At 65.8% G+C, this 12652-nt stretch carries 6 protein-coding genes; 4 read left to right on the forward strand and 2 right to left on the reverse strand.

Translation table 11 applies throughout. The features are described 5' to 3' along the window. Positions 1-47 precede the first annotated feature (47 nt). Entirely contained in the window at positions 48-971 is a 924-nt protein-coding gene (gene ilvE / locus PCA10_RS26130; protein WP_016495096.1) for a branched-chain-amino-acid transaminase, read from the reverse strand. Positions 972-1013: 42 nt separating this feature from the next. After that, complete coding sequence (glnE, locus tag PCA10_RS26135; RefSeq protein WP_016495097.1) at positions 1014-3947, reverse strand: bifunctional [glutamate--ammonia ligase]-adenylyl-L-tyrosine phosphorylase/[glutamate--ammonia-ligase] adenylyltransferase; 2934 nt, start codon at positions 3945-3947, stop codon at positions 1014-1016. Positions 3948-4227: 280 nt separating this feature from the next. Here glnE and aceE point away from each other — a divergent pair, with 280 nt between their 5' ends. From aceE to msrA, 4 genes are all read left to right on the forward strand, one after another. Continuing rightward, positions 4228-6873 carry a pyruvate dehydrogenase (acetyl-transferring), homodimeric type gene (gene aceE, locus PCA10_RS26140; protein WP_016495098.1) on the forward strand — a complete coding sequence of 882 codons (2646 nt, stop codon included), beginning with the start codon at positions 4228-4230 and terminating at the stop codon, positions 6871-6873. Between the two features lie 11 nt (positions 6874-6884). Then, positions 6885-8870 (forward strand): dihydrolipoyllysine-residue acetyltransferase, encoded by a 1986-nt coding sequence (gene aceF, locus PCA10_RS26145; RefSeq protein WP_016495099.1) that lies wholly within the window; start codon positions 6885-6887, stop codon positions 8868-8870. A 334-nt stretch (positions 8871-9204) separates the two neighbouring features. Continuing rightward, positions 9205-11901: a sensor domain-containing protein gene (locus tag PCA10_RS26150; protein ID WP_016495100.1), complete on the forward strand. Its 2697-nt coding sequence runs from the start codon at positions 9205-9207 to the stop codon at positions 11899-11901. A 70-nt stretch (positions 11902-11971) separates the two neighbouring features. Then, the gene (gene msrA, locus PCA10_RS26155) at positions 11972-12619 is read left to right on the forward strand and encodes a peptide-methionine (S)-S-oxide reductase MsrA (protein ID WP_016495101.1); all 648 of its coding nucleotides are present in this window, start codon (positions 11972-11974) and stop codon (positions 12617-12619) included. The last annotated feature ends 33 nt before the right edge of the window (positions 12620-12652 follow it).

A 12652-nucleotide genomic window follows, 5' to 3' on the forward strand; every position in this document is an offset into this window, starting at 1 on the left:
GTGACGTCCACTTGTAGCTTGCGGCTTGCCGCGTGCAGCTCAGTTGATTACTTGACCAGGGTGCGCCACTCGGCGTGGGCGGACGTCTTGCCGGACACCAGGTCGAAGTAGGCTTTCTGCAGCTTCTCGGTCACCGGACCGCGACGGCCGATGCCGATCTTGCGGCCGTCCACTTCGCGGATCGGGGTGACTTCAGCGGCGGTACCGGTGAAGAAGGCTTCGTCGGCGATGTACACCTCGTCACGGGTGATGCGCTTCTCGACGAGCTTGTAGCCATGCTCTTCGGCCAGGCGCAGCACGGTGTTGCGGGTGATGCCGTTGAGGCAGGCGGTCACTTCGGGGGTGTAGATCACACCGTCCTTGATGATGAAGATGTTCTCGCCGGAACCTTCGGCCACGTAGCCTTCGGGGTCGAGCATCATGGCTTCGTCGGCGCCGCCGGAAATGGCTTCCTGCAGGGCCAGCATGGAGTTGATGTAGGCGCCGTTGGACTTGGCGCGGGTCATCGAGATGTTCACGTGGTGGCGGGTGAAGGAGCTGGTGCGCACCTTGATGCCCTGCTGCAGGGCTTCTTCGCCCATGTAGGCGCCCCAGTTCCAGGCGGCGACGATCACGTGGACCTTCAGGCCGGTGGCGCGCAGGCCCATGCCTTCGCTTCCGTAGAACACCATCGGGCGGATGTAGGCGCTTTCCAGGTTGTTCTCGCGCACGGCGGCACGGGTGGCCTCGTTGATCTCGTCCTTGGTGTACGGGATCTGCATGTTCATGATGTGCGCGGAGTCGAACAGGCGGTCGGTGTGCGCCTGCAGGCGGAAGATGGCGGTGCCTTCCGGCGTGTCGTAGGCACGCACGCCTTCGAACACGCCCATGCCGTAGTGCAGGGTGTGGGTCAGGACGTGGGTGGTCGCTTCGCGCCACGGCACCAGTTCGCCGTCATACCAGATCACGCCATCACGGTCGGCCATCGACATATTGCCAGCTCCTCAAGAATTCGATTGGTTCAGCCATTCGAGTCAGTTCAAGCCCAACTCGCGCCAGATCCGCATCACGCCTCGGCGCTCCGCATGGAACTGATCCCCACTCACCACCCCCGGCTGCTTTTGCAGCGCCTGGCGGTGAGCCGCTGAACGATAGGCTTTGTAGGCTTCCTGCAGCAGGCGAACCTCGTCGCCGGCCAGCAGGCTTGCCTGCTCCAGGCCATCCAGAATGCGGATGTTATCGGTGTAACGGACCAGCGAAGGGTGCTGTCGCGACCAGGCCAGGGCGGCATATTGCACCATAAATTCGATATCGACGATACCGCCGGCATCCTGCTTCAGATCGAAGGAGGCCGCGGCCTCGAAGGCATTCGGGCCACTTCCGGCTGCGGTTTCGCGGGTCCCCAGGTTGCCGCGCATCTTCGCCCGCATCTCGCTGACCTCGGCCCTGAGCTTGTCCAGGTCGCGCTCGCGACCGAGCACGGCCAGGCGCACCTGCTCGAAGGCGCTGGCGACCCGGGGCGACCCCACCAGCACCCGCGCACGCACCAGCGCCTGGTGTTCCCAGGTCCAGGCCTCGTTCTCCTGGTAGCGCTGGAAGGCGCCGAGGGAACTGACCAGCAGGCCCGCCGCGCCGGAAGGACGCAGGCGCATGTCCACCTCGTAGAGTGCGCCGGAGGTGGTCTGGGTGGTCAGCAGGTGGATGATGCGCTGCCCCAGCCGGGTGAAGAACTGCGCGCCGTCGATGGGCTTGGCGCCGTCGGTCTCGGCCTGGGGGTCGCCGTCGTGGATGAACACCAGGTCCAGGTCGGAGCCATGGCCGAACTCCAGGCCGCCCACCTTGCCGTAGCCGACGATGACGAAGTCCGGATCGCAGAGGCTGCCATCGGCGCGCTTGGGCGTGCCGTACTTGGCCACGGTCTGGCGCCAGGTCAGCGCCAGCACCTGGTCGAGAATGGCCTCGGCCAGCCAGGTCAGGTAGTCGCTGACCTTCATCAACGGCAGGGTGCCGGCGATTTCCGAGGCCGCGACGCGCAGGCTGTGGGCCAGCTTGAAGTGACGCAGGGCCTCCATCTGCTGTTCCAGGTCATCCTCGGGAATCCGCGTGAGGCGCTCGCGCAGCTCGGCGGCCAGCTCCGGCGCCAATGGCGGACGGTAGAGGCGGCCCTCGTTGAGCAACTCGTCGAGCAGCAGCGGGAAACGGGTGATCTGCTCGGCGATCCAGGGGCTGGCGCCGCACAGCTCGATCAGGCGCTGCAGGGCACCGGGGTTCTCGGTCAGCAGCACCAGGTAGGCGGAACGCCGCGCCACCTTTTCCACCATCGGCAGCACCCGTTCCAGCACCAGGTCGGGATTGCGGTGCTCCGCGGTCAGGTTGAGCAGGCGTGGGATGAACGCGTCCAGGCGCTCGCGGCCGAGCCGCTGCATGGCGCGCACCTGCGGTCCGTTGCGCAGGTCGGTGAGACGGCGCCAGGCCACGGCGGGCTCGGCAAAGCCGGACTCGCCCAGCTGGCGACAGGCACTTTCCTCGTCCAGGGCCTCTTCCCACAGCGGCAGCCATTCGCCACCGATGCAGCCTTCGCTGCCGCCGCCCTCTTCTTCATCGGGATCGGCGATCACCTGCTGGAAGTGCCATTCCACCCGGCCGCGCCAGTGCATCAGGCGCTCGTGGAAGGCCGCCCAATCATCGAAGCCCATGATGAAGGCGACGCGGGCGCGATCCAGGTCGCTATCCGGCAGCATCTGGGTCTGGCGATCGGCGATGGCTTGCAGCGCGTGCTCGGTATAGCGGAGGAACTCGTAGCCCTCCTTCATTTCCGCCACCACCGGCGGCGGCAGGTAGCCCTGGCCCTCCAGGGTATCCAGCACCTTCAGCAAGGGTCGCTGCTGCAGGCTGAGGTCGCGGCCGCCATGGATCAGCTGGAAGGCCTGGGCGATGAACTCCACCTCGCGGATACCGCCGGAGCCGAGCTTGACGTTCTCGGTCATGCCCTTGCGCCGCACTTCCTGCTGGATCAGCTGCTTCATCGAACGCAGCGCCTCGATGGCGGAGAAGTCCAGGTAGCGGCGGTAGACGAAGGGTCTGAGCATCTGCAGCAACTGGGCGCCGGCGGCCTGGTCGCCGCCCACCACCCGCGCCTTGATCATCGCGTAGCGTTCCCAGTCGCGCCCCTGGTCCTGGTAGTACTGCTCCAGGGCGTTGAAGCTGAACACCAGCGGACCGGACGAGCCGTAGGGGCGCAGGCGCATGTCCACCCGGAAGACGAAACCGTCGACGGTGATGGCGTCCAGCGCCTTGATCAGCCGCTGGCCGAGGCGGGTGAAGAACTCCTGATTGTCCAGGGCGCGCTTGGCCCCTTCGGTCTCGCCGCCCTCGGGGTAGCCGAAGATCAGGTCGATGTCCGAGGACAGGTTCAGCTCGAAGGCACCCAGCTTGCCCATGCCCAGTACCACCAGGTGCTGCGGTTGGCCGGAGCGATGGCCGATAGGTGTGCCGAACTGCGCGCAATGGCGGCTGTAGAGCCAGTGGTAGGCCAGGTCGATGCTGGCATCCGCCAGGTCGGACAGGTCGCGGCAGGTTTCCGCCAGGTCGGCCTGGCGCGTCAGGTCGCGCCAGATGATGCGCAACTGCTGGCGATTACGATAGCGGCGCAGGCGGCGACCGAGGTCGTCCTCCTCCGTGCAGTCTTCCAGCAGTTCGGCGACCTGGGCACGCAATTCGCCGGACGCCAGGGACCGTTCGAGTTCACCGGAGGCGGCCAGCGCCAGCAGCATGGCCGGATCACGCTGGGACTGCTCGGCAACGAAATCACTGGCGGCGGCGACGCGGGCGAAGGCCTCCTGCCGCTCATCGGGCCAATCGGCGAATGCCTGGTCGTGCTCGGCAAGGGCGCTGCGGAAGGTGAAAAGCGCGCGATCGGCGCTGGGCTGGAGGTTGGCCGGGAGGGCGGCCAGCGGCGGCAGGCTCATGGTCTATCCTTTATGGGCTGCGGGCCGAGGCTACGCCCGCAGTTGACGCAGCGGTGGCGGAACAGCTCTAGAGCGGGGCTTCCAGCTGACCACACCGCATAGTCTGTAGTTTTACTACTAAAGATTGTATCCAGAGGGCTGAAACCTTCGTCGATTTGTAGTAAAACTACACGAGCCCGGTTCTACCCCCGGCAACAAGAATTTCGCCGCGACCGCCCCACAAGGCCGGCCGTGACCACTGGCATCCGATTCTGGAAGCCTTTCCGCCCTGGAGCAAGCCATGCAAGACCTCGATCCCGTCGAAACCCAGGAATGGCTGGATTCCCTGGAATCTGTACTCGACAAAGAAGGCGAAGATCGCGCGCACTACCTGCTGACCCGCATGGGTGAGCTGGCGACCCGCAGCGGTACCCAACTGCCGTACGCCATCACCACGCCGTATCGCAACAGCATTCCCGTCACCCATGAAGCACGCATGCCCGGCGACCTGTTCATGGAACGCCGCATCCGCTCCATGGTGCGCTGGAACGCCCTGGCCATGGTGATGCGCACCAACCTGAACGACCCGGACCTGGGCGGTCACATTTCCAGCTTCGCGTCCTCGGCCACCCTGTACGACATCGGCTTCAACTACTTCTTCCAGGCTCCCACCGAGGAGCACGGCGGCGACCTGATCTTCTACCAGGGCCACGCCTCCCCCGGCATCTACGCCCGCGCCTTCCTCGAAGGCCGCATCACCGAAGACCAGATGATCAACTTCCGCCAGGAAGTGGACGGCAAGGGCCTGTCTTCCTACCCGCACCCCTGGCTGATGCCGGACTTCTGGCAGTTCCCCACCGTGTCCATGGGCCTCGGCCCGATCCAGGCGATCTACCAGGCGCGCTTCATGAAGTACCTGGAAAGCCGCGGCTTCATCCCCGCCGGCAAGCAGAAGGTCTGGTGCTTCATGGGCGACGGCGAGTGCGACGAGCCCGAATCCCTCGGCGCCATCTCCCTGGCCGGCCGCGAGAAGCTGGACAACCTGATCTTCGTCATCAACTGCAACCTGCAGCGCCTCGACGGCCCGGTTCGCGGCAACGGCAAGATCATCCAGGAACTCGAAGGCGTCTTCCGCGGCGCCCAGTGGAACGTCAACAAGGTGGTCTGGGGCCGCTTCTGGGACCCGCTGTTCGCCAAGGACACCACTGGCGCCCTGCAGCGCCGCATGGACGAAGTGGTCGACGGCGAGTACCAGAACTACAAGGCCAAGGACGGCGCGTACGTCCGCGACAACTTCTTCAACAGCCCGGAGCTCAAGGACATGGTCAAGGACCTGTCCGATGACGAGATCTGGAAGCTCAACCGTGGCGGCCACGACCCCTACAAGGTCTATGCGGCCTACCACCAGGCGGTCAACCACAAGGGCCAGCCCACCGTCATCCTGGCCAAGACCATTAAGGGTTACGGCACCGGCGCGGGCGAAGCGCAGAACACCGCCCACAACACCAAGAAGGTCGACGTCGAGAGCCTGAAGCAGTTCCGCGACCGCTTCGACATCCCGGTCAACGACGCCGACCTGGAGAAACTGCCCTTCTACCGTCCGCAGGAAGGCAGCGCCGAGTACAAGTACCTGCACGGCCGCCGCGCCGCGCTGGGCGGCTACGTGCCGCAGCGCCGGGTCAACAGCTTCAGCATCCCGACGCCGCCACTGGAAACCCTCAAGGCCATCCTCGACGGCTCCGGCGATCGTGAAATCTCCACCACCATGGCCTTCGTGCGCATCCTGGCGCAGCTGGTCAAGGACAAGGAACTGGGCCAGCGCATCGTCCCGATCATCCCGGACGAAGCCCGCACCTTCGGCATGGAAGGCATGTTCCGCCAGTTGGGCATCTACTCCTCGGTCGGCCAGCTCTACGAGCCGGTGGATAAGGACCAGGTGATGTTCTACAAGGAGGACAAGAAGGGCCAGATCCTCGAAGAAGGCATCAACGAAGCGGGCGCCATGTCCTCCTTCATCGCTGCCGGCACCTCCTACAGCAACCACAACCAGCCGATGCTGCCGTTCTACATCTTCTATTCGATGTTCGGCTTCCAGCGTATCGGCGACCTGGCCTGGGCGGCCGGCGACAGCCGCACCCGCGGCTTCCTGATCGGCGGCACCTCGGGCCGTACCACCCTGAACGGCGAAGGCCTGCAGCACGAGGACGGTCACAGCCACATCATGGCGGCCACCATCCCCAACTGCCGCACCTACGACCCCACCTACGGCTACGAGCTGGCGGTGATCGTGCGTGAAGGCATCCGCCAGATGACCGAAGAGCAGCAGAACGTCTTCTACTACATCACCGTGATGAACGAGGCCTACCAGCAGCCCGCCCTGCCGGCCGGCGCCGAGGAAGGCATCATCAAGGGCATGTACCTGCTCGAAGAGGACAAGAAGGACGCCGCGCACCACGTGCAACTGCTGGGTTCGGGCACCATCCTGCGCGAAGTCCGCGAAGCGGCGAAGATCCTCCGCGAAGAGTTCAACGTCGCCGCCGACGTCTGGAGCGTCACCAGCTTCAACGAACTGCGCCGCGAAGGCCTGGCGGTCGAGCGTCACAACCGCCTGCATCCGGAGCAGAAGCCCAAGCAGACCTACGTCGAGCAGTGCCTGTCCGGCCGCAAAGGTCCGGTCGTGGCCTCCACCGACTACATGAAGCTGTTCGCCGACCAGATCCGCCAGTGGGTCCCGAGCAAGGAATACAAGGTCCTCGGCACCGACGGCTTCGGCCGCAGCGACAGCCGCAAGAAACTGCGCCACTTCTTCGAAGTGGACCGCAACTGGGTAGTCCTGGCGACCCTGGAAGCCCTGGCAGACCGCGGCGAGATCGAACCCAAGGTAGTGGCCGAAGCCATCGCCAAGTTCGGTATCGATCCTGAAAAACCCAACCCGCTGGACTGCTGAGGAGACGCATTGTGAGTGAATTGATTCGCGTACCCGACATCGGCGGCGGCGAAGGTGAAGTGATCGAGCTGTTCGTCAAGGTTGGCGACCGCATCGAAGCCGACCAGAGCGTGCTGACCCTGGAGTCCGACAAGGCCTCCATGGAAATCCCGGCCCCCAAGGCCGGCGTGGTCAAGAGCCTGAAGGTCAAGCTGGGCGACCGCCTGAAGGAAGGCGACGAACTGCTGGAGCTGGAAGTCGAGGGTGCCGCCGCCGCGGCGCCCGCGCAGGCTCCCGCCGCCGCACCCAAGGCCGAAGCGCAACCCGCTGCGGCGCCGGCTCCGGCTGCCGCTCCGGCCGCCACCGGCTCCAGCGTGCAGGACGTCTTCGTTCCGGACATCGGCACCGACGGCAAGGTCAAGGTCATCGAAGTCCTGGTGAAGGCCGGTGACACCGTCGCCGCCGAGCAGTCCCTGATCACCCTGGAGTCCGACAAGGCCTCCATGGAGATCCCCTCCCCCGCCGCTGGCGTGGTGGAGAGCGTGGTCGTGCAACTGGACGCCGAAGTCGGCACCGGTGACCTGATCGTCAAGCTCAAGGTTGCTGGCGCCGCGCAGGCACCAGCACCGGCACCGGCCCAGGCCGCAGCCCCTGCCGCAGCTCCCGCTCCCGCCGCAGCCGCACCGGTCGCCACCGGTTCCAGCGTCCAGGACGTCCGCGTCCCGGACATCGGCACCGATGGCAAGGTCAAGGTCATCGAAGTGCTGGTGAAAGCTGGCGACAGCGTCTCCGCCGAGCAGTCGCTGATCACCCTGGAGTCCGACAAGGCCTCCATGGAGATCCCCTCCCCCGCCGCCGGCGTGGTGGAGAGCGTCGAGGTCAAGCTGGACAGCGAAGTCAGCACCGGCGACCTGATCCTCAAGCTCAAGGTCGCGGGCGCAGCACCGGCAGCCGCTCCGGCCCAAGCCGCCGAGCAGCCGGTGCACCGCGTTCCGGAAGGCGCCCATCCGGTCGCTGCCGCCGAGGTCAGCGCCATCGCTTCCCTGGCCGCTGCCGCCGCGAGCACCACCGGCGTACCGGCACGCTCCAGCGGCGCCAAGGTCCATGCCGGCCCTGCGGTTCGCCAGCTGGCCCGCGAGTTCGGCGTCGAGCTGAGCGCCGTGCCGGCCACCGGCCCCCATGGCCGTGTGGTCAAGGAAGACGTGCAGGCCTACGTCAAGGCCATGATGCAGAAGGCCAAGGAAGCTCCGGCCGCTGCCGCCGCCGGCGCAACCGGCGGTGCCGGCATCCCGCCGATCCCGGTGGTGGACTTCAGCAAGTTCGGTGAAATCGAAGAAGTGGCCATGACCCGCCTGATGCAGGTCGGCGCCGCCAACCTGCATCGCAGCTGGCTCAACGTGCCCCACGTGACCCAGTTCGATTCGGCCGACATCACCGAGCTGGAAGCCTTCCGTGTAGCCCAGAAGGCCGTGGCCGAGAAGGCTGGCGTCAAGCTGACCGTCCTGCCACTGCTGCTCAAGGCCTGCGCCTACCTGCTCAAGGAACTGCCGGACTTCAACAGCTCCCTGGCCCCCAGCGGCAAGGCACTGATCCGCAAGAAGTACGTGCACATCGGCTTCGCCGTGGACACGCCGGATGGCCTGCTGGTACCGGTGATCAAGAACGTCGACCAGAAGAGCCTGCTGCAACTGGCTGCCGAAGCCGCGGCCCTGGCGGAAAAAGCCCGGACCAAGAAACTTTCGGCCGACGACATGCAGGGCGCCTGCTTCACCATCTCCAGCCTCGGCCACATTGGCGGCACCGGCTTCACGCCGATCGTCAACGCGCCCGAAGTGGCGATCCTCGGTGTCTCCAAGGCCGCGATGCAGTCGGTATGGGACGGCGAGGCCTTCCAGCCGCGCCTGATGCTGCCGCTGTCGCTGTCCTACGACCACCGCGTGATCAACGGCGCCGCCGCCGCGCGCTTCACCAAGCGTCTCGGCGACGTGCTGGCGGATATCCGCACCATGCTGCTGTAAACCTTGCTATTCGCGAGCGCGTCACGCTCGTACCTCAACCCCGCCCCCCTGAGGCGGGGTTTTTTTTGGCTGTTTTTGGCCAACGACCCCGTTCGCGACGGGGGACACGGGCCGCTGGCGGCCCTTCGCGAATGAATTCGCTCCTACGCAAAGCAGATTGTGCCAGTGGCCGACATGGCGGCTCGTGATGGGTGAATGAGACCCCCTTCACCCTCGTCGCGGCGGCAATCGCCGGCGTGCTTGCCAGTGCCATCATCATGATGCACCCTTGCCCGATGCTTTGAAGAAGTAGGCCGGACCCTCTACCGGCCAGGAAGTGGAAGCCCAGCGCCCGATGAAGAGCCATCCCGATGCCGCCAGCCGTACGGTGGCCGAGATAGTGACGCAATTGCCTGTCCCCTCGCGGCTGGGCTTGATGCGTTTCGAGCGGCTCAATGAGGCCAGTTGGGCGATGCTGTACCTGGACCCGACCTGCGAACGCAACCTCGGCCTGCCGGCCAGCGAACTCTGCGCCCTGATCGATTCCCCCTATGCCAGCCTGATGGAGCCGGAAAGCCGTTATCGCCTGCACGACGACGTGCAGCTGCAACTGGCCAGGCAGCCCCACTACTCCATCGAGTACACCCTGCATACGCCCAACGGCCCCTTGCGCCTGCTGGAGATGGGCGAGCCGTTCCAGCAACACGGGCGCCAGCTGTTGCACGGCTACCTGCTGACGGCAGGCGACGCCGCCGACCACAAGGACAACCTGAAGCACCTCGAGCTGGAGGAGCAGAACCACAAGCTGCGCTCCTCCCTGGAGCACTACCAACGCTCCCAGGACGACCATGTCCAGCACCTGATCCGCTCCCGCGCGCAGCAGAGCCTGATCGTGCGCCTGGCGCGCCACCGCTACAGCTCCAGCCATCCGGCGGAGGAAGCGGCGCAACTGATCACCCAGGCCGCCTGCGAGACCTACGACGTGGCTCGCGCCGGCATCTGGCTGCTCGAAGGCAACCAACTGGCCGCCGTCAGCCTGTTCCGCCGCGACGAGGACCACCACGAGCACCCGCGGGCCATGGACATGAGCCAGTACCCGCTGTACCTCGAAGCCCTGCACAGCGGCCGCGCCATCGACGCCCATGTCGCCCAGCAGGACCCCCGCACCCGCGAACTGACCCAGAGCTACCTGAAGCCCCAGGGCGTCACCGCCATGCTCGACGCCAGCATCCGCATCGGCGGTGAAGTGGTCGGCGTGCTCTGCCTGGAGCACATCGGCGCGCCACGGGTCTGGCAGAGCGACGAGATCGCCTTCGCCGGGGAGCTCGCCGACCAGTTCGCACAAGTGCTGGTGAACCAGCAGCGCCGCCACGCCACGAGCGCCCTGCACCTGTTCCAGCGCGCCGTCGAGCAGAGCGCCAGCGCCTTCCTGCTGGTGGACCGCGACGGCCTGGTTGAGTACGTCAACCCGAGCTTCACCGCCATTACCCAGTACAGCGCCGACGAGGTCCACGGCCGTCGCCTGTCCGACCTGCCGGCGCTCGAGAACCTCAGCGATCTGCTGTTCGACACCAGCGCCGGCCTCGCCGCCTGCAACAGCTGGCAGGGCGAGTTCCGCAGCCGGCGCAAGAACCTCGAGCCCTACTGGGGCCAACTGTCGATATCCAAGGTGTTCGGCGAGGAAGGCGAGCTCACCCACTACATCGGCATCTACGAGGACGTCACCCAGAGCAAGCTGGCCCAGCAGCGCATCGAAAAGCTGGCCTACACCGACAACCTCACCGGGCTGGTCAACCGTCCCTATTTCATCCGCACCCTCGAAGAGCGCTTCCACAGCGACCGCGACACACCGCTCTGCCTGCTGCTGGTGGACATCGACAACTTCAAGCGGATCAACGACAGCCTCGGCCACCAGACCGGCGACAAGCTGCTGGTGAGCCTGGCCCGGCGCCTGCGCAACAGCCTCTCCCCCAACGGTATCCTCGCGCGCTTTGCCAGCAACGAATTCGCCGTGCTGCTGGACGGCGCCGACCTGGAGAGCGGCCAACGCATCGCCGCCCAGGTCCTGCAGACCCTCGACAAGCCCCTGTTCGTCGACAACCAGCTGATCAGCGTGACCGGCTCCCTGGGCCTGGCCTGCGCGCCCCAGCACGGGCGCGACCCGCAGACCCTGATGAAGCACGCGGGCCTGGCCCTGCACAAGGCCAAGGCCAACGGCAAGCACCAGCTGCAGCTGTTCACCGAGGCCCTGAACGCCGAGGCCAGCTACAAGCTCTTCGTCGAGAACAACCTGCGCCGGGCCCTGGCGCAGAACGAGCTGGAAGTCTTCTATCAGCCCAAGCTGTGCCTCAAGAGCGGCAACCTGCTGGGCATGGAGGCGCTGCTGCGCTGGCACCACCCGGAACGGGGCATGATCAGCCCGGACCAGTTCATCAGCGTGGCGGAAGAAACCGGCATGATCATCCCCATCGGCAAATGGGTGATCCGCGAGGCCTGCCGCATGAGCAAGCGCCTGACCGCCGCGGGCCTCGGCGACTTGCAGGTGGCGATCAACCTGTCGCCCAAGCAGTTCAGCGACCACGACCTGGTGGGCTCCATCGCCGCCATCCTCCACGAGGAACAACTGCCGCCCGAGCGCCTGGAACTGGAACTCACCGAAGGCCTGCTGCTGGAGGCCACCGACGATACCCGCCACCAGCTCAACCGCCTGAAGAGCCTGGGCCTGACCCTGGCCATGGACGATTTCGGCACCGGCTATTCGTCGCTGAGCTACCTGAAGAAATTCCCCATCGATGTGATCAAGATCGATCGCAGCTTCATCAAGGACATCCCCGACAGCCAGGACGACAAGGAGATCACCTCGGCGGTGATCGCCATGGCCCACAAGCTCAAGCTGAAGGTCGTCGCCGAAGGCATCGAAACCGCCGCCCAGCTCGGTTTCCTGCGTCGCCAGCATTGCGACGTCGGCCAGGGCTACCTCTTCGACAAGCCGATTTCCGGCAAGCACCTGTTCGAGAACCTCGGCCGCTACCCCTGCCGCAAAGGCGCCTGAACGGACGTTGATCAACACCGGTCCAATCGGGGTAACATCGGGGTCCACTGCAATTCCGAGGAAAAGGCCGATGGTCCTGCGTTCGCAAATACTCGCCCACAAACTCGAGCTGCCCGAGGCCGCCCAGGCCCTGCCGGGCCGCGAAACGCCGATGCCGGTGCCGAATGCCCACTACATCAGTGGCCGCCCGTTGCAGGGTCCCTTCCCCACTGGCCTGGCGATGGCGCAGTTCGCCCTGGGTTGTTTCTGGGGCGCCGAGCGGCGTTTCTGGCAACAACCCGGCGTCTGGACCACGGCGGTGGGCTATGCCGGCGGTATCACCCCGAACCCCACCTACGAGGAAGTCTGCTCCGGCCTCACCGGCCACACCGAAGTGGTGCTGGTGGTGTTCGACCCGCTGCAGATCAGCTTCGAAAACCTGCTGAAGGTGTTCTGGGAAGCCCACAATCCGACCCAGGGCATGCGCCAGGGCAACGATGTCGGCACCCAGTACCGTTCGGCCATCTACTGCTACGACGCGGCCCAGCTCAGCGCCGCCCGGGCCAGCAAGGAACACTTCCAGGCCGAGCTGGAGAAGTCCGGCTTCGGCGAGATCACCACCGAGATCGACGAGGCCCCCACCTTCTATTACGCCGAGGCCTATCACCAGCAGTACCTGGGCAAGAACCCCGGCGGCTATTGCGGTCTCGGCGGCACCGGCGTCTGCCTGCCGGAGTAACCGCCAGCCAGTGAAAACCCACGGGGCGGGCCT

It is taken from the genome of Pseudomonas resinovorans NBRC 106553 (assembly GCF_000412695.1).
Classification (GTDB): Bacteria; Pseudomonadota; Gammaproteobacteria; order Pseudomonadales; family Pseudomonadaceae; genus Metapseudomonas; species Metapseudomonas resinovorans_A.